This is a genomic window from Ferdinandcohnia sp. Marseille-Q9671, assembly GCF_976954385.1.
Genome location: NZ_CDRJTA010000001.1, coordinates 1,391,743 through 1,409,196, shown reverse-complemented (window position 1 = coordinate 1,409,196; position 17,454 = coordinate 1,391,743). Strand labels below are relative to the sequence as shown.

At 35.2% G+C, this 17,454-nt stretch carries 19 protein-coding genes and 1 pseudogene; 16 read left to right on the top strand and 4 right to left on the bottom strand.

Annotated features, from left to right (window positions below):
- Positions 1-190 precede the first annotated feature (190 nt).
- Complete coding sequence (locus ACWNMY_RS07220) at positions 191-598, bottom strand: LAGLIDADG family homing endonuclease (protein WP_449537562.1); 408 nt, start codon at positions 596-598, stop codon at positions 191-193.
- Between the two features lie 251 nt (positions 599-849).
- On the opposite strand from ACWNMY_RS07220, the gene ACWNMY_RS07215 reads away from it, so the two are divergent.
- Entirely contained in the window at positions 850-1,170 is a 321-nt protein-coding gene (locus ACWNMY_RS07215) for a hypothetical protein (protein WP_449537561.1), read from the top strand.
- 83 nt (positions 1,171-1,253) lie between these two features.
- A complete protein-coding gene (locus tag ACWNMY_RS07210) occupies positions 1,254-1,547 on the top strand; it encodes a hypothetical protein (protein WP_449537560.1) in 294 nt (97 codons plus the stop codon).
- 62 nt (positions 1,548-1,609) lie between these two features.
- On the opposite strand, the pseudogene ACWNMY_RS07205 reads toward ACWNMY_RS07210, so the two are convergent.
- Positions 1,610-2,508 (bottom strand): annotated as a pseudogene (locus ACWNMY_RS07205) (cation diffusion facilitator family transporter).
- Positions 2,509-2,736: 228 nt separating this feature from the next.
- Here ACWNMY_RS07205 and ACWNMY_RS07200 point away from each other — a divergent pair.
- Positions 2,737-2,904 (top strand): hypothetical protein, encoded by a 168-nt coding sequence (locus tag ACWNMY_RS07200; protein WP_449537559.1) that lies wholly within the window; start codon positions 2,737-2,739, stop codon positions 2,902-2,904.
- Positions 2,905-2,922: 18 nt separating this feature from the next.
- Positions 2,923-3,252, top strand: a complete 330-nt coding sequence (locus ACWNMY_RS07195; RefSeq protein WP_449538407.1) for a redoxin domain-containing protein — start codon at positions 2,923-2,925, stop codon at positions 3,250-3,252.
- A gap of 207 nt (positions 3,253-3,459) precedes the next feature.
- On the opposite strand, the gene ACWNMY_RS07190 is transcribed toward ACWNMY_RS07195, so the two are convergent.
- Entirely contained in the window at positions 3,460-4,392 is a 933-nt protein-coding gene (locus ACWNMY_RS07190; RefSeq protein WP_449537558.1) for an EamA family transporter, read from the bottom strand.
- A gap of 870 nt (positions 4,393-5,262) precedes the next feature.
- Here ACWNMY_RS07190 and ACWNMY_RS07185 point away from each other — a divergent pair.
- The 11 genes from ACWNMY_RS07185 (at position 5,263) to ACWNMY_RS07135 (ending at position 15,751) form a co-directional block, all read left to right on the top strand.
- The gene (locus ACWNMY_RS07185) at positions 5,263-6,090 is read left to right on the top strand and encodes a sugar phosphate isomerase/epimerase family protein (RefSeq protein WP_449537557.1); all 828 of its coding nucleotides are present in this window, start codon (positions 5,263-5,265) and stop codon (positions 6,088-6,090) included.
- Positions 6,090-6,989: a sugar phosphate isomerase/epimerase family protein gene (locus ACWNMY_RS07180; RefSeq protein ID WP_449537556.1), complete on the top strand. Its 900-nt coding sequence runs from the start codon at positions 6,090-6,092 to the stop codon at positions 6,987-6,989. The genes ACWNMY_RS07185 and ACWNMY_RS07180 overlap by 1 nt, the downstream gene beginning before the upstream one ends.
- Positions 6,990-7,025: 36 nt before the next feature.
- Positions 7,026-7,928, top strand: coding sequence for a dihydrodipicolinate synthase family protein (locus ACWNMY_RS07175; RefSeq protein ID WP_449537555.1), 903 nt, complete (start codon positions 7,026-7,028; stop codon positions 7,926-7,928).
- 39 nt (positions 7,929-7,967) lie between these two features.
- Positions 7,968-8,969, top strand: a complete 1,002-nt coding sequence (gene dhaK, locus ACWNMY_RS07170; RefSeq protein ID WP_449537554.1) for a dihydroxyacetone kinase subunit DhaK — start codon at positions 7,968-7,970, stop codon at positions 8,967-8,969.
- A gap of 67 nt (positions 8,970-9,036) precedes the next feature.
- Positions 9,037-9,693, top strand: coding sequence for a dihydroxyacetone kinase subunit DhaL (gene dhaL, locus ACWNMY_RS07165; RefSeq protein ID WP_449537553.1), 657 nt, complete (start codon positions 9,037-9,039; stop codon positions 9,691-9,693).
- 366 nt (positions 9,694-10,059) lie between these two features.
- Positions 10,060-11,058: a tripartite tricarboxylate transporter substrate binding protein gene (locus ACWNMY_RS07160; protein WP_449537552.1), complete on the top strand. Its 999-nt coding sequence runs from the start codon at positions 10,060-10,062 to the stop codon at positions 11,056-11,058.
- Positions 11,059-11,164: 106 nt separating this feature from the next.
- Positions 11,165-11,623 (top strand): tripartite tricarboxylate transporter TctB family protein, encoded by a 459-nt coding sequence (locus tag ACWNMY_RS07155; protein WP_449537551.1) that lies wholly within the window; start codon positions 11,165-11,167, stop codon positions 11,621-11,623.
- Positions 11,624-11,638: 15 nt separating this feature from the next.
- The gene (locus ACWNMY_RS07150; protein ID WP_449537550.1) at positions 11,639-13,147 is read left to right on the top strand and encodes a tripartite tricarboxylate transporter permease; all 1,509 of its coding nucleotides are present in this window, start codon (positions 11,639-11,641) and stop codon (positions 13,145-13,147) included.
- 159 nt (positions 13,148-13,306) lie between these two features.
- Entirely contained in the window at positions 13,307-14,323 is a 1,017-nt protein-coding gene (locus ACWNMY_RS07145) for a dihydroxyacetone kinase subunit DhaK (protein ID WP_449537549.1), read from the top strand.
- The gene (gene dhaL, locus ACWNMY_RS07140; RefSeq protein WP_449537548.1) at positions 14,320-14,985 is read left to right on the top strand and encodes a dihydroxyacetone kinase subunit DhaL; all 666 of its coding nucleotides are present in this window, start codon (positions 14,320-14,322) and stop codon (positions 14,983-14,985) included. The genes ACWNMY_RS07145 and dhaL (ACWNMY_RS07140) overlap by 4 nt, the downstream gene beginning before the upstream one ends.
- Positions 14,978-15,751, top strand: a complete 774-nt coding sequence (locus ACWNMY_RS07135; RefSeq protein WP_449537547.1) for a triose-phosphate isomerase — start codon at positions 14,978-14,980, stop codon at positions 15,749-15,751. Before dhaL (ACWNMY_RS07140) ends, ACWNMY_RS07135 begins: the two co-directional genes overlap by 8 nt.
- A gap of 163 nt (positions 15,752-15,914) precedes the next feature.
- Here the strand turns inward: ACWNMY_RS07135 and ACWNMY_RS07130 are convergent, their stop codons facing one another.
- On the bottom strand, positions 15,915-16,685 hold the full coding sequence (locus tag ACWNMY_RS07130) for a DeoR/GlpR family DNA-binding transcription regulator (RefSeq protein WP_449537546.1): 771 nt from the start codon (positions 16,683-16,685) through the stop codon (positions 15,915-15,917).
- Positions 16,686-16,951: 266 nt separating this feature from the next.
- Between ACWNMY_RS07130 and rpiB the strand changes: the two genes are divergently transcribed.
- Positions 16,952-17,434, top strand: coding sequence for a ribose 5-phosphate isomerase B (rpiB, locus tag ACWNMY_RS07125; protein WP_449537545.1), 483 nt, complete (start codon positions 16,952-16,954; stop codon positions 17,432-17,434).
- The last annotated feature ends 20 nt before the right edge of the window (positions 17,435-17,454 follow it).

Here is a 17,454-nt window from a genome sequence, read left to right as displayed (position 1 = left end):
AAATTCTACCTGACAGGTATAAATTATATTTCGCATAATACGCCGGAGGACCTGATAACTTCAGGTTCAAGATATAGTCAGTGCCATGACGAAAGCATGGAAAAGCACGTCCCACCGTCTCCACCAAATACATAAACTTGGTGGTTTAATACGAATAGAACACGGACTCACCGATTATGGTGGGTCCGTTTTACATTTTGAAAAAGTAATCTTCAAAAATTACTTTCTTTTTTAATAATTCAGGGCTATATTTTCCATTTCGAGGGGTAACATTATTATAGTTTTCAAGAATCCAAACAGAGCGGTTCTTTTTCTTATTTACTCTTAAAAATGGCATAATGTGTTCTAGTGTATAAAAAACATCTTCCTTTTTCTTTATCATGAGAGTGTAGGAGTTCTTATGCCGATCAGGATTATAATTTTTTTTACTATTAATTAGCCCCCCAGTTAATTTTTGAATATATGCAAGGAGTTCAATATCTGTAGACGCAATAGAAATACATGGTCTACGATGTTCTTTTCCATGCATTCTGGTTAATGAAATACTACCTTCTCCATCAATTATACCTGCAATATAAGATGCTTCCCAAGTCTTCAATATACCCTGCCTCCTTACACGAACAGAACAAGTGTTCTTGTTTTTATTCTAACTTATCTGCATTCTTTTAGCAATAATTACTATTTCTTTTGTAATTCTTATTTTTTTGTGTTTGATAACAACAGGTAGAAACAACTACTTATGATATTAAGCATTCAAGCAAAAATACACCAATGTCTTCCTACACTTGTCCAATCGATTCCATATTCTATGAATAAAATACAGTAACCTATAGGAAAGGAGGAAGAGATATGAGTAGAGTATGGAGAAACCCAGATATCTTTGGTAACAATAGTGGTTCTAGAAATAATAATGAAACTGAAGTTCGTAGTGATGTAGATACTGATTTTGACTTTAGATCTGATCAAGATGTAGACAATGAAAATGATGTGAGAGTAAAAGACAAGAACACAAACGTTGCAAATGCAAAAGTATTTAATAGTGGCAACTCTAGATTGGATATTGATATTAGAGTAGATAGCGAATCTCGAGCAAGAGTACGTGCAAGATCAGAAGCAGACTCTGACCAAGAGCAGGACCAAGACCAAGACCAGGATCAACGCCAACGCTAAGATTTTGAGTTTTAATCATGTTTTTTCAAGAGGGATACTAGAAAGATACTAGTATCCTTTTTGAAAGAAAAGGAGAAGTGGATATGCGGAAACCTATTGAAAACAAACTAAATTCGCTGATAAGAAATAGTGGTAACTCAGATGTAGACTTAGTAGTAAATGTAGATATTGATACAAAAGCAATTGCGTATGGTATGTTATGTAGTTTATATGCCAAGGGGGAACTAAATGACCTACAGTTAGAAAAGGCAATACAAAAATTAGATGGGCTAATTGAAAGAGACAGAAAAAGACAAAGAGCAAAGGATAGGTCTGGTAAAAATAACGCAAAATTATATGATTTTCCCCACGTAAGTACAAGAAGAGGATGGTTATAACCTATTCCTCTTTACATAGTTTCATTGAAAAATCCCTAAACAAAGTTCTACAATGTAGATAATTAACTATTGATTATAGGCTCAACATGTACGTGTACATCATATACGTTATATTTCTGTATTAATGTATCTTCCACCTCAGATGCTATTTCATGTGCTTCAATTATGTCTAGATTACTTGGAACAGCTATCACTACATCAACAATATTACTGTTTCCGTACGTTCTACCCTTTATATTTTGGACCTTTAAGACCCCATTTATATTCAATATTGTCTGTTTGTACTCATCTAGATTCGTTACATCAAATCCATCTGTTAAATAATGGGATGATTCTTTAAATATGTCCCATCCAGTCTTACAAATTATTAAACCAACTACCAATGCCGTAATAGGATCAAGCCAAGGTATTCCTAATTGTGAAGCCAAAATGCCAATAGCTGTACCTATACTTACTAAAGTATCAGATAAGTTATCTTTGGAAGCAGCCATTAGCGCGTGGCTTTTTATTTTTGTTGCTAGCATTTTATTGTAACGATAAACGAAATACATTATGAAAGCAGAAAAGAACCCTGTCCAAGCAGCTACTATATCAGGCGTTTCTATTTTTCCAGCAAATATGGATGAAATAGCACCGTACAAAACTTGAAGTCCTACAACTATCATGATTAAGGATGCGATTAAAGATGCAACAGTTTCTGCCTTCCAATGTCCGTATGGATGATTTTCATCTGCTGGTTTTTGGGAGAGTTTTAAACCAATTAATACAGCGATTGAGGCAATGATATCAGTTGTATTATTTAACCCATCGGCTTTTAAAGCCTCGGAGCAGAAAAATAACCAATTCCTAATTTCACTATTGATAATATAATGTAAACAGTAATGCTTAAGATAGCACCTCGTTCACCTAATTTTAAATCAAGATACTTTTGCTCGCCTTGCAACATTTTGCTCCCTCCCATTTTTAACATCGAACCCTATTGTAACAAAGCAGTTTCGTGTTAGTCTATGGCAACGTTTTTGTAAAAAGGCAATAAATTAACGTAATGGGAAAGAGTGTTTACTTAGTGAAAATTTTTTACCAAAGGGCTTGGTACCTATTTTTACTACCATATTAAATTGAATCAAAAATTATGTGATGATATAATTGAAACTATTATTGTTTTAAGTAACAGAAAGAGGATAACAGTATGAAATTGAAACTGCTTTTGCTTTTCATGATTTCTGCTATTGTACTTTCAGGTTGCGGATCAAACCAAATAAGTGAGCCGATTACTTTATTGAATCAAGATAAAGTAGAAGTCTCGTTCCCACAGGAGAAGCCAACTCTATTTTTCTTTATTACGACTTACACCTGAAGTCTCTGCCAACAGCAACTGGTTCAGTTGCACGAAAATTTGGACGTCTTAAAGGAATTAGATGTTACTACCTTCATTATTAGCGGTGATACTCCAGAGCAACAACTGGAGCTATATACTGCTATAAAAGATAGGTATGGTGAAAGTCTTCCTTTCGTATCGGACCCTGAATTCAAAATGATTGATACGTTTAATATGATAAACGGGGATGTAGCTTATAGAGGGTACGGGATGTTAGATGCTGATGGTAATGTTGTTTTTAACAAAGCAAACGATTACTGGGGAGATCAACTATCTGAAACAATGGAAGAAATTAAGAAGGAATACGAAAAACTTACGAAAAAATAAAAGTAGCCACAAAGCCGTAGAGAAATCTACGGTTTTTTTATATCCTAGCGGCTCAGTAAGAATATCCCAGTATTAAATAATATCCCCATGGCTGAGAGAAATGAATTTCCATCCTTAACAGAAATTGAAGCTACGGAAGAAATGTAAAATAAAAAACAAGCCATATCAACACTTTTACATGATGATATGGCTTATTTATAATCAATTTTAAGTAGCAATCTCGGTTTTAGATTTCGAATTAGGATTGCGCTTCTTTTTCTTCCGGAATAGGTTAGTACCAAGTTCATTTAATGCAATAGCTGCTAATATGATGGCTGTTCCTACCCATTGGAGAGGTGTCACTGTTTCCGATAATATGATACTAGCTGATAGAATGGCAATCGGTAATTCAATAGAGGTTAAAATATTCACGACTCCCCCTGAAACCAAAGGAGCACCGACGACTAAAAATAATGGAGGGAGAATTGTTCCAAATAATGAAACCCCAACAGCAGTCAAGAATAGATTACCTTCTAATGGTAAAACAGAAGGGATATCACGCATGAAAACAATAAGTACTAAGACCATAGAGCCTGTCCCCATAAAAGAGCTCCGTACCCATGGATCCACATTGACAGCAACTTTCCCACTGAAAAACAGAAATCCTGCATACGAAAACGCAGATAGTATTCCAAGAACAAATCCTATAACAGGAAGGTCCTGTATCGTACCACCCAAAATATTAGAAGCAAAAAAGACTCCCACCAAAATAAAGAAAATAGACCATATTGTTAATGCTTTAGGTTTTACTTTCGTATAAACCCACTCTAAAATAATCCCAATCCACACAAATTGAAACATTAAGATAATCGCCAAAGAAGCGGGTAAGTGTTGCATCGCACCATAATAAAAGATACTTGTTAACCCCATAAAACATCCAGTAATCATAATTTGGGGTATGTTTTTCTTAGTAATCCCCTTAAAACTAGATCGTTTACAGAGGGTGAGAAACCATAAGAGTAGAAAGGAAAAAACCATTTGTACAATATTAATTTGTCCCAGTGTATAACCATAGCTAAACCCTAATTTTGCGAATATCGGTGAAAAGCCATAGCAAGCACCTCCGAGTAAGATAAAAAGGATACCTTTGTTAGCTTTCATATTTCTGACCTCCTGATGCCTAAACATAATCCTATTATTCTATCATATTTTTCGTCACTACTCTTATAAAAAGGTATATTCAAAGAATTCTATAATTGGGCATATATTGGAGCGTATTCCGTTGATGATGTAGGAGCCCTTGCAGCAATCGTAGATAAAGCTTTTCGATTAGGAGATCGATAAGTAAGCGAATTCTAGATGAAGCAGTGAGAGAACTATTTCTATTAGCGGAAAATGCAATTAGAAAGGCAAATATCCAAGAGGACGAATGTAGTTTTACAGGGGTGTTCCATCACAACCCCTACATAAAAAATCAAGTTCTGCAAAAAATCCAGCAAAGTTTATCAAATGTTAAGGTTGTATCAACGAAGGAAGAGCCCATTCGAAATATTATTAGGCGTGGGTTGAGTTAACATTAATCGATAATTAGTAGAAAGAAGAGTCTGCTATGGAAGTAGACTCTTATTATTTTTAAAAAATCAATTCACAGAACCAAACTGTAGAATTTTAGTATTTTGGGGAATGGTTTCACGGCTAGTGATTATTTTCGAACGTATATTCTGAAAATCAAAACTTATAAAGAATTATCACTGATTTTGTTATTTTTTTTCGTTTGAGTTTAATATAACTCTTATTAGACAAAAAATAGTTGATAATCAATAACAACATTGACAAATCGAAAATAAATGATAATATATTATTTAAGCATCCTGAAAACGATTACAAATAACTATATAGAATTTTTAGAAAAAATACAAGTTATCATATTTAGTAATGATGTTTTATTACTTATAGAATAATAGTTTTACATACTTAATTTAAAATTTTGCAAAATGGATGCAAAAAATAATATTTCTAGGAGGTATAAAGATGGCGATTGATTTTGGCTGTCAAGGTTCTACCTGGGTATTGGATTATGATATAGAAGCAGACATAATGGATAAAATTATGGATGATGTTCAAAGAGGTGGATTTACAGGACTTGATATGCAAATCTCTCTTTTAGGAAGATATCGAAATGAACCTGAAAGATTTAAGGAGGAATTAGATAAAAGAGGGCTTAAGTTAGCAGCTCTTACTATACCTCACGCATTTCCAGGGGGAGAAGCATCCCAAGAAGAAAGAGAATTAGAAGAATACTTTTTTACATATTTAAAACATTTTCCTGGTGCCATTATGAATGTTCCTTCTAGAATTGGAGCCAATCGTGACAATCTTTATCAAAGGCAGAAAGAAATAATAAAAGGCGCGAATGAACTTGGAAAGCGTGCAAGTGAGAACGGTATAATCACATCGTTACATCCAATTTCCTATAAAACTTCTTATTGGAGATTTAAGGAAGACTACGAAGTGTTATTTAATGGATTGGATCCAAGATACATGGGCTACACTCCGGATGTTGGTCACATAACATTCGGTGGAATGGATGCTGTTGAGATATTCAAAGAGGCATTACCATTAATTAAGCATGTTCATTTTAAAGACGCCTCTATAGATTATAAATGGATGAAAATGGGCGAGGGAGATATTGATTTTCCTCAATGTGTTCAGATTTTACATGATAATGGTTATGATGGTTGGGTTATTGTGGAAGAAGAAACACCTGAAGCACAATTAGACACGAGTAATACAATCGTAGAGATTGGTGAATATGTAAAGAAAAATTTACACCCGATTGTAAAAGGAGTGTACAAATAATGACGGCTAACTTTCTCCCTTCTTTATTATTCCCAGAAGTCTTTCATCCTTTTAAAAGGGAAAAAGACTTTGCTGTAGATGTGCTTGAAAGGTTAGTGGTTAAGGATTTTTATAGATCTATAGAATTAGGTGACGGTTTTGATAAAAACGAAAGAAAAAGAATTGCTGATTTAACGGAAAAAAATAACATTGAAGTTACTCAGTGGTTAACGTTTTTACTAGAAGAGAATAATTTAGATGTTTCAACATTAGATAATTCCCTAAGATTAGAAACGGTTAGACAAATAAAAAACAGCTTATATTTAGCAGCGGAAATAGGTGCGAAAAATATTGCGATTGTCACAGGGAATACACCTGGAAACGAACGTTGGGCTGAAGGTATTGAAGGCCTCTTTGAAAGTCTATGTGAGATTGCAGAGGCTGCAAATGAATACAATATGAATCTGTTAGTTGAACCATTGGATCGTTTTTCCCATAAGAAAAGGATTATTGGAACTACAGAGGAAACTGTTGCGTTATTATCGAGGGTAAAAGAAAAAAATAATAATATCGGTATAGCATTTGACACTGCACATGCTGCGCTTAATGGAGAAAATATCCTTGAGGCTTTGGAAATAGGAAAAGACCTTATTCATCAAATACATTTTTCAAATGCAGTTTTAGATTCTCAGAGCGAAATGTATGGCGATTTTCACATGGACATTGGTGAACCTGGCTTTCTAACGCCAAAAAGAATTGCTGCTATTCTTCAAAAAGCAAGTGAACTAGGTATTCAACAGGAAAATGGTTTACGTGTTGCAATGGAGGTGCGTGGTAAAGGGGATAAGAATACTTGCTATAAAAATGAGGCAAGCCTAAGAGAAATTTTAACTGACGTTTTAGGAGTAGTGACAGTTTAATAAATTAACATGAACTTTCGAGGGGAGCTAAGATCGTTGAATAAAAAATTTCATGGCATCATTCCACCAGTTTCAATTATTTTTGATCGAAATGGGGAATTAGACCGTCAAGGCATGGCAAAAGTCATTGATTATTTGATTGGAGAAAAAGTGGATGGATTGTTCTTCCTTGGTAGTGGTGGAGAATTCTCACAAATGTCTACAGAACAACGCATTGAGGTCGCAGAATTTACAACAAAATATGTTTCGAAGAGAGTGCCGGTATTAATTGGTACTGGCAGTTCAAGTACTAATGAAACAATCTTATTGAGTAAACATGCAGAAGAAATCGGTGCAGATGGTATTGTTGTTATTAATCCATATTACTGGTCATTAACAGAGGAAAATCTATTGAAGCATTTTGGTGATATAGCTGAATCTGTAAAACTACCTATACTTCTCTATAACTTTCCTAATTTAACTGGTCAGGATTTATCTCCATCACTTGTCTTAAAATTGGTTGAGAAACACGAGAATATTGTCGGGATAAAGGAAACAATAGATTCTATTGAACACATACAATCAATGATTTCAACCGTAAAGACTAAATTTCCATCCTTTACTGTATTTGCAGGATTTGATAACCATTTATTTAATACGTTAAGTCTTGGTGGGGATGGTGCAATTTGTGCAAGTATAAACTTTGCTCCCCAAGTAGCACTTGGATTATATGATGCATTTATGAAAAATGATTTGGAGCTGGCGGTAAAACTAAATCAACAAATATCAATATTTCCAAATATGTACAAACTGGATTCTCCGTTTATCGGGGTAGTAAAAGAAGCAATGAATCTAACAGGAATGAATATATCAACGAATGTTTTACCCCCAGCACGAGTATTAAATGATGAGAAAAAGCTTGTACTAAATGAGATATTAAAAAAAGCAGGTATTCTATAAAAATACTGAATTTGCACTATTAGAAATGGAGTGATATATATGAAAAAACTTATTAATGATCCTAAAAATGTCGTTGAAGAGATGATAGAAGGGTATGTAAAAGCCCATCCAAGTTATATTAAAAGATTAGAAGAAAATGATCGTGCATTGGTTTCGGCTCATCCAAAAGAGGAAGGCAAGGTTGCTATCTTAGTTGGTGGGGGTTCTGGTCATGAACCTGCTTTTATGGGGTATGTTGGTCAAGGTATGGCTGATGGTGTAGCTGTAGGGAATATCTTTGCATCCCCACCTCCAGCGCCTATTCTAGAAGTAACAAAAGCAATTAATAAGGGTGCTGGTGTAGTTTATCTATATGGTAATTATGCAGGTGATGTTATGAACTTCGGAATGGCAGCAGAGCTAGCAGAAATGGAAGACATAAAAGTTGAAATGGTTCTAGCTTCAGATGATGTAGCTTCTGCACCAAAAGAAGAAAAAGAAAAAAGACGAGGAATTGCCGGGGAATTTTTTGTTTACAAGATGGCTGGAGCGGCTGCTGACTTAGGATACAAGTTGGAAGATGTTGCAAATATAGCAAGAAGAACGAACGATGTAACACGATCTATGGGAGTTGGATTAAGTCCATGTTCATTGCCACAAACTGGTGAGCCAAGCTTTGAAATTGGTGACGATGAAATGGAAATTGGGTTAGGTCACCATGGTGAGCCGGGTATTAGAAAGACAAAAATCGATACTGCTGATAATGTAGCCGATCAGTTGTTAGGACCTATTTTTGAAGATATGCCATTAACAGAAGGAGACGAAGTAGCAGTTCTGGTTAATGGTTTAGGATCTACTCCTCGAATGGAACTATACATTATGTTCAGAAGAGTCGAGCAGGTACTAAAAGAAAAAGGTATTAACATTTATCGTTCATATGTAGGCGATTACATTACATCACTTGAGATGGGGGGATGTTCAATTACTCTTACCAAGCTAGATGATGAAATGAAGAAAATGATTGATCACCCTGTAGATTGTCCAATGTTCGTACAAAGATAATATTGCACAAATAAGAGCATTGTTGAATCAGTTTTACCCATTAAATCTAAGAAAAGGAATGATGATAATGAAATTCACAGCAACAGATTTGATAAATTATATGAAGCAAGTGGTTGTAGTTGTAGAAAAAGAAAAAGACTACCTTTGTGAATTGGATCGTAAGCTAGGGGATGGAGACCACGGTGTAACAATGTCTATTGGCTGGCAAGCAATTAATGACCAGTTAAACAATCAATTGGCAGAAGAAAGTGACTGTGGGAAAATTAGCTCCACTGTTGGAATGACATTCTTAAATGCAGTTGGTTCATCGGTTGGGCCGTTGTATGCAACAGGTTTTATAAGAGCAGGGCAAGTAGTAAAGGGTAAATCAGAATTGACAAATGCTGATCTTATCGATTATTGGATTGCTTTTGTTAATGGTGTAAGAGATCGTGGTAAAGCAAAAGTAGGAGATAAAACTATTTTAGATACGTTAATTCCTTTTGGTGATGTATTAGTAAAGGAATCACCATTAACGAAAGGATTTATCGAAGTATTTACAGAAGCTGTAGAAGCTGGTGAAGACGGTATGAAATCAACGAAGGACCTCGTTTCTAGAATTGGGCGTTCTAGTAGACTAGGTGAGAGATCAATAGGTGCTCAAGATCCAGGAGCAACATCAGCTTATTTCATCTTATCAACATTCCTAACCTTTGTTGCTTCTAAAGAAGAAGAGTTAGTTTAATAGGAAAATTAGTAATAGAAAAAGATATTTAGGTGAATTATCTATGATCTTTTTCTATTACTAATATTTTCCTTTTGTTTTTACTTATTTGCGTATTTACTTTCGAATCTAATAAAGTTATTACTTATTTAAAAATATCTAAAAATAAATTCACAAAAAATATTGAATAAACAAAAATATATAGTATACTTTATTTAAAGGTTTTAAAAAATTTTGATTCAAATGAAAGGGGTTTCACGCTTTTTCTTTAATGATCTCTACGGTATATGTCGTATAAATCCAATCAAATGCAAGTAGACAATACATAGAGAAAACAAATGAAAAAGTGAAAGTGGAATTAAAAGATTTTAGGGGGGAAACGGAAATATGAAGAAAAAGTTTCTATTTTTACTAATTGCGATTGCGTTTGTGGTAGCTGGGTGTAGTAGTACTACGAAGGGTACTGAAGGTGAAGTGAAAAGTGACGGTGACAAGAAGGTAAATTTTCCTACGAAACAAGTGAGTCTAATAGTTCCATATTCTGCAGGTGGAGGAACTGATGCGGTATCTAGGGCGATTGCTACATCAGCTGAAGAACACCTTGGGCAATCAATTGGTGTAATTAATAAAACCGGTGGTGGCGGTGCTGTTGGTATGACTGAAGGTGCTAATTCTAAAGCTGATGGTTATACATTGACAATGCTTACAGTTGAAGTAACTATGTTGCCACATTTAGGATTAACTACAACAACACATGAGAATTTTAAGCCAATTGCACAATTTAACTTTGATCCATCTTCTATCGTTGTACCTGCTGATGCTCCGTATAACACTATTGAAGAATTTTTAGCTTATGCAAAGGAAAACCCTGGTAAAGTAAGAATCGGTAATGGTGGTACAGGTGCAACAGGACATTTATCTGCAATGGCAATGGAGAAAGCAACAGAAACAGAATTTAACCATGTGCCATTTGATGGTAGTGCACCGGCGGTAACTGCTCTTCTAGGTGGTCACATTGAAGCAGCTTCTGTACAACCACCTGAAGTATTAGCACAAGTAAATGCAGGAGAATTAAAGGTTCTAGCGATTATGGCGAATGAACGTTTAGAGACATTACCTGATTCTCCTACATTCCAAGAAGTTGGATACGATGTTGGTGAAATTGGAGTTTGGAGAGGTGTAGCAGTACCTAAGGATACTCCTGACGAAGTTGTATCAGTTTTAACTGATGCATTTACAAAGGCTGCTGAAGAAGAAGAATTTAAAGAGTTTATGAAAAATAATGGTTTAGGAATTGTGTTAAGAGATTCAGCAGGATTTAATCAATTAATGGTTGATAGCCATGAAATTTATGGAGAACTTATCTCTAGTTTAGACTTAGAATAGTACTAGTTTGGGAGAAGAGTAGGTTTTAGTTATCCTCTCTTCTCCCCATTTTTAGAAATCTTACTACAATGATTTATCATCGAATAGTCTACAAGGATGTGATATCTTGAGGAACGAAAAAATAATTGGAAGTATCCTATTTCTTATTATTGCTGGTCTCTTCTTTGTCTTAAGCCTTGATTTTCCTTCAGTGGGACATCCAGCAGATGTGGGTCCAGGTTTTATGCCAAAAATGTACTCTGGTATTCTAACTTTACTTTCCATAATTTTATTAATACAGGGAATTAGAGAAATAAGAAATAAGAAGACTGAAACACAAACAATCTATGAGAACTTTGGTTTAGTCGTAGGTATAATGGCTCTTTCCGTAATCTATATCTTTTTAATTCCATATCTAGGTTTTTATCTTGTATCAGCAATTTTTATTATTCTTTTCTTATTGTTAAGTCGAGTAAAGAAAATAATTACAATCATCCTTGTATCAGTAGGAACAAATTTGTTTGTATTTTTATTTTTCGAAAAAATGTTACTAGTTCCTGTTCCGGTTGGAAGTTTATTTTTATAACATCGAGGTGAAAATATGGAATTACTACAAGCAATACCCAATATATTAGATTTCAGGGTCCTAATTATATTAATTTTAGGTGTAGCTGTTGGGATATCGATAGGGTCGCTACCAGGATTAACGGCAACAATGGGGGTTGCTCTTATACTTCCAATGACCTTTGGGATGGATCCAGTAGTTGGTATTTTATTATTAGTTGGAGTCTATTTTGGCGCAATCTATGGTGGTTCCATTGCAGCAATTTTGCTAAACACACCAGGTACTCCATCTTCTGCTGCAACGGCTCTTGATGGATACCCATTGGCAAAAAAAGGCCAGGCATTAAAAGCGTTAACCGTTTCAACTGTATCATCAGCCATTGGCGGTGTGTTAAGTGTTGTTATCTTAATCCTCATCGCACCAAAGTTGGCTCAATTTGCTCTCAAATTTAGTGCCCCAGAATCATTTGCCTTAGCGGTTTTTGGATTGTCAATCATATCCGGGATTGCTGGTAAATATCCTATTAAAGGTTTTATTATGGGTTTCCTTGGACTCCTCATTGCATCCATAGGAATGGACCCCGTAGGTGGTTTTCCGAGATTTAACTTTGGCTCAACCAACCTAATGGGTGGTGTTGATTTTATAGTGATCATGATTGGTTTGTTTGCTGCATCAGAAGCATTTCAAACTATTGAAGATTCGTTTAAAAGTGGTGAGGTTCTCAGAATTAAAGATAAAGCAAAACTCAAATGGAATGAGTTTAAGTCATTAATCATTACAATATTACGATCCACTGGGATTGGTACATTCATTGGGATGATTCCAGGAGCTGGCGGAGATATTTCATGTTTTGTTGCTTACGGTGAAGCAAAAAGATTTGCAAAAAAAGACGAAAAATTTGGTGAAGGAGAATTAAAAGGAGTTGCAGCATCAGAGGCAGCCAACAATGCTACAACTGGTGGCGCTATGATTCCTTTACTTACACTAGGGATTCCGGGTGACGCTGTTACTGCTGTAATGCTTGGAGCATTAATGGTACAAGGTTTACAGCCGGGACCTTTACTATTTACTGAAAATGCGGGCCTTGTTTATACATTGTTTATAGGTATGATATTAGCAAATCTACTGATATTGATTATTGGATTACCGGCTATTAGACTTTTCGTAAAGGTTCTTAGTATTCCTAAAATATACATTGCTGCTGTGATTCTAATCCTTTGTGTTGTTGGTTCATATGCACTTGGAAATAATATGTTTGATGTATGGGTAATGCTACTTGCAGGGTTAATCGGTTATTTCTTGAAAAAACATGATTATCCACCATCACCACTAATTTTAGCGTTAATTTTAGGGCCAATGATGGAATCTAATTTAAGAAGAAGTCTAGTAATAGCTGATGGTGATTGGACAGTTTTTGTGACAAGACCAATATCTGCAATTTTAATAGGTTTAGCAGTTCTCACATTGTTTACACCTTTATTTCAAAAATATTTTTCAAAACGAAAAAACATCATAACAGAGATAGATGAAAACAAAGTTACGTAAATGGCATGAAAATTAATAGTAAAGACTAAAAATAGGGGGTGTGCTTAAGGTTAAATATTACCAAAGTCACCTTCTTTTTTAATACTTGAGCATATATAAGTTATAAATAAATAACATAAAAATCTAATATTAAATTTTTCTATCAGGGGGGATACCGAAATGAAAAAGATCATCAACAATCCTAGAAATGTAGTTCAGGAAGCAATTGAAGGGTACATGTATGCATATAAAGACTCCTTAACAAAAGCAGAAAATGTAAACGGAATCATACGTAAAAATTTGAAGGAAAAAGTTGCGATTGTTACAGGTGGCGGTAGTGGGCATGAACCATTATTCCTCGGATTTGTCGGCGAAGGTCTAGCAGATGGGGTTGCTATTGGAAATGTGTTCGCAGCACCGACACCAAACACAGTTCAAGACGTCGCGAAAGCAGTAGATCAAGGGAAAGGCGTTTTATTTGTTTATGGAAATTACGCAGGCGATGTTCTTAATTTTGATATGGCAGCCGAATTATTGGATTTTGAAGATATTCAAACAAGAACTGTACTAGTAGCTGATGATGTAGCATCTGCCCCAGAAGAGCGAAAAGCTGATCGTAGAGGTATTGCCGGTGACGTTTTTGTCATTAAGATTGCAGGTGCTGCTTCAGACAAAGGTTGGTCACTTGATGAAGTAGCTCGTGCAACTCAAAAGGCAGCAGATCAAACATTTTCTATTGGTGTAGCAACCTCACCAGGCTCTATTCCAGGAGAAAGCGAACCGCCATATGTATTAGGTGATGATGAGATTGAACTTGGAATGGGAATTCACGGTGAACCAGGCATGAAACGTACAAAACTTATGCCGGCGGACGAGCTAACAGATGAATTACTTTTGAAATTAATTGAAGAGAGTAAAATCGTAGCAGGAGACGAAGTAGCTGTTTATGTAAACGGTTTAGGTTCTACTACTTTACTAGAATTATTGATTGTGAATCGTAGGGTTGCTCAAGTATTAGTAGAAAAAGGTATTACTATTTATGACATGGATGTAAATAGCTATTGCACAACGCAAGAGATGGGCGGATTCTCTATTACATTCTTAAAATTAGATGATGAATTAAAAGATTTATATGATGCTCCTGCAAGCTCACCATACTATAACAAAGCAGAAAAAATTAAAGGAGGAGTAAGATGATGTCAACACAAATCGTTAACAGTCTAAATGCAAGTCAAGTAAAGGATATGTTTATATACGTAGGGGAAAAAGTCATAGAAAGTAAACCTTTTTTAACAAAGATTGATAGCGCTATTGGAGACGGCGATCATGGTATTGGAATGTCAGTGGGCTTCACAAAGGCTGAGGAAAATTTAAAAGCCAATGAATTCACAACGGTGAATGATGTTTTTAAAACAATTGGTATGTCTATGATTTCTTCAATGGGTGGAGCATCAGGTGTTATTTTCGGAACAATGTTCGTTGGAGGAATTAAGGGACTAGAACCTAAGGAAGCTCTGGACTTACCACTATTAGCTGAGATTTATGAAAAGGCATTAGACGCAATCAAGCAACGTGGTAAGGCAGAATTAGGAGATAAAACAATGATTGATGCATTTCAGCCTGCTGTTGAAGCTTTAAAGACAAGTGCAACAGAGAATACTAGCTTGGTAGAAGGACTTCGAAAAGCAGAAAGTGCTGCTCTTGAAGGTGTGGAGGCTTCAAAGGATTATGTTGCGAAGTTTGGTCGAGCTAAATCATTAGGTGAAAGAGCCGTTGGACATCAGGATGCTGGTGCTACAACCGTTTCGATTATCTTCAAATCAATGAAGGAATGGGTAGAAGGGAAAGACAATGAGTAAGATTTGGATTGGTACCAACTGGAAGATGACAAAAACAATAGCCGAAGGAATTTCCTATACGAGTGAACTAAAGGAAATTGCAAATGAACTCACTCCTGATATTGAATTGTTCATTATTCCGTCTCACACTGCATTGATAGAAATAAAGAAAGAAATAGGTGACTCTAGAATCAAACTTGGTGCGCAAAACATGCACTGGGAAGATATTGGAGCCTATACAGGTGAAATTTCTCCAAAGATGCTTGATGAAATTGGGCTAGATTTAGTTGAGTTGGGACATTCTGAAAGAAGACAATATTTTAATGAAAATGATGTTGATATTAACAAAAAGGTAGTCGCTGCGTTGAAATATGGAATGAAACCTTTGGTTTGTATTGGAGAAAATATGAAGCAAAAAAACAACGGGATATCCCGTGAGGTACTCTCTGCTCAACTAAAGGTATGTTTAAAAGGCCTCACAGAAGATCAGGCACAACAGGTTCTAGTTGCGTATGAACCTGTTTGGGCAATCGGTGAAAACGGAATTCCTGCAGACTCTCAGTATGTAGGAGAAATTCATTCTTTCTTACGTGAGACATTACTTGAAATGTTTCCGGAAAACGGAAAAGATATTCCCTTACTATATGGAGGAAGTGTCAACTTAGAGAATTCCTTAGAATACATAGATCATCTGGATGTGAATGGATTGTTCGTAGGAAGAACAGCTTGGAATATGGAGACTTTTACAGTCCTTCTTCGTGAGCTTGAGAAGCACTTATATCAGTGAAATACAAAAGGATACTCACAGTGAGTACCCTTTCGGACTGTTGTCTGACGATTACATAAGATATTCCTTACTTCTCGACTGCAAGCTTTATCTAATAAACGTATTCAATAGTTTTGGATGAAAATAATCAAAAAAGATACTCAAAGCGAGTATCTTTTTTGATTTATATGATGTTTATATTTCGTTTTGTTAGTTCTCTTTTAAAGTCCGTATCCAATTCTTTATCACATACAATTGTATCGAGTTGGTCACAAGTAGCGAAGGTGGCAATCGAGCTTGTTCCTATTTTCGAATGGTCTAATAATGCAACAATTTTATCTGCTTTATCAGCCATTACCTTCTTTAATTCGACTTCATATACATTAAAATCTGTTAGGCCTTCCTCAATTGAAAATCCCCTAGCGGATGTAAACATGGTATCAATATTTATTTTATTCAATACGTTCGTTCCTAATAAACCTTCAAGTGCCATTGACCCCATTCTTGCCATTCCACCAACTAGAATAACATTAATTCCTGGATTCTCTTTCAATTCAATCGCAGCAGAGATTCCGTTCGTTACGACAGTGATATTTAAAGTAGACTCTCTTATTAATCTAGCTAGTGAAAGTGCTGTTGTGCTAGCATCAAGCAAAATACAGTCCTTTTGATTGATGAGATCAATTGCCTTTTGGGCAATGATGTTTTTGGAATCAGGGTTTCTCTTTTCCCGTTCAGAAAAGCTGACCTTGGCAGAGGATAGATCTTCATTTAAAACAGCTCCACCATGTGTACGTGTCAATAAGCCCTCATCCTCTAATACATTTAAATCTGTTCGCAATGTAGCTTCGGAAACGTTTACATCCCGTGCCAAATCCTTAACGGTTACTCTCTTTTTTTCCTCGAGTATGTTTAATATTAATTGTCTTCTTTCAGTAGCAAATAATTTATTCATCTATATCCCTCATTTTGATTGAAAATAAAAGTAAAAAATAATTAAAAGTAAATTTAGTAAGTTTCCCTAAATATATTATAATTCAAGTTTAATCAATAGTACAGTAGAAGGCAAGGGTTAATTTACGTGAGTAATGATATATTAATAACAAGTAAAACAAAAATAAACGAAAATAAATATTGAAAAAAGAAAATAAATATAATAGAATAATAGTATGTTATTAGTAATAAATGACTTCATGTGAAAAAACGAAGGGGGATATGAAAATGAAAATTGGTATTGGATGCGATAATAATGCTTTTGATTTGAAAGAAATCGTAAAAAGTTATGTTGAGGAACTTGGTCATGAGGTAGAGGACTATGGCTGTTTTTCAAAGGATGCAGTAGATTATCCTGATGTTGCTTTTAAAGTTGCTGCTGGTGTAAGCGATGGTGAAGTGACACGAGGTATTTTACTTTGTGGTACTGGAATTGGAATGTGCATTGCTGCGAATAAATATCCAGGAATACGTGCTGCTCTAACTCATGATGTTTATTCAGCTGAGAGAGCACAATTAAGCAATGACGCTCAGATTATCACCATTGGTTCTCAAATTTTAGGATCGGAAGCTACGAAAAAGGTTGTTGCCGCATATCTGAATTCTCAATGGGCAGGTGGCTCTCAACGTAAAGTTGATAAAATTGTCGATAAAGAAAAGGAATTTTTCACTGAGATTAGTAAGGAAATCTCTATAAATTCTTGTAATTAATTGGCTTTTGAAAAGAAAGA

What these genes read in the sequence shown, in the direction of transcription:
- ACWNMY_RS07215 (WP_449537561.1), top strand. Translation starts at nt 850, where the DNA reads ATGAGTAGAGTATGGAGAAACCCAGATATCTTTGGTAACAATAGTGGT.
- ACWNMY_RS07210 (WP_449537560.1), top strand. Translation starts at nt 1,254, where the DNA reads ATGCGGAAACCTATTGAAAACAAACTAAATTCGCTGATAAGAAATAGT.
- ACWNMY_RS07200 (WP_449537559.1), top strand. Translation starts at nt 2,737, where the DNA reads ATGAAATTGAAACTGCTTTTGCTTTTCATGATTTCTGCTATTGTACTT.
- ACWNMY_RS07190 (WP_449537558.1), bottom strand. Translation starts at nt 4,392, where the DNA reads ATGAAAGCTAACAAAGGTATCCTTTTTATCTTACTCGGAGGTGCTTGC.
- ACWNMY_RS07185 (WP_449537557.1), top strand. Translation starts at nt 5,263, where the DNA reads ATGGCGATTGATTTTGGCTGTCAAGGTTCTACCTGGGTATTGGATTAT.
- ACWNMY_RS07180 (WP_449537556.1), top strand. Translation starts at nt 6,090, where the DNA reads ATGACGGCTAACTTTCTCCCTTCTTTATTATTCCCAGAAGTCTTTCAT.
- dhaK (WP_449537554.1), top strand. Translation starts at nt 7,968, where the DNA reads ATGAAAAAACTTATTAATGATCCTAAAAATGTCGTTGAAGAGATGATA.
- dhaL (WP_449537553.1), top strand. Translation starts at nt 9,037, where the DNA reads ATGAAATTCACAGCAACAGATTTGATAAATTATATGAAGCAAGTGGTT.
- ACWNMY_RS07160 (WP_449537552.1), top strand. Translation starts at nt 10,060, where the DNA reads ATGAAGAAAAAGTTTCTATTTTTACTAATTGCGATTGCGTTTGTGGTA.
- ACWNMY_RS07150 (WP_449537550.1), top strand. Translation starts at nt 11,639, where the DNA reads ATGGAATTACTACAAGCAATACCCAATATATTAGATTTCAGGGTCCTA.
- ACWNMY_RS07145 (WP_449537549.1), top strand. Translation starts at nt 13,307, where the DNA reads ATGAAAAAGATCATCAACAATCCTAGAAATGTAGTTCAGGAAGCAATT.
- dhaL (WP_449537548.1), top strand. Translation starts at nt 14,320, where the DNA reads ATGATGTCAACACAAATCGTTAACAGTCTAAATGCAAGTCAAGTAAAG.
- ACWNMY_RS07135 (WP_449537547.1), top strand. Translation starts at nt 14,978, where the DNA reads ATGAGTAAGATTTGGATTGGTACCAACTGGAAGATGACAAAAACAATA.
- ACWNMY_RS07130 (WP_449537546.1), bottom strand. Translation starts at nt 16,685, where the DNA reads ATGAATAAATTATTTGCTACTGAAAGAAGACAATTAATATTAAACATA.
- rpiB (WP_449537545.1), top strand. Translation starts at nt 16,952, where the DNA reads ATGAAAATTGGTATTGGATGCGATAATAATGCTTTTGATTTGAAAGAA.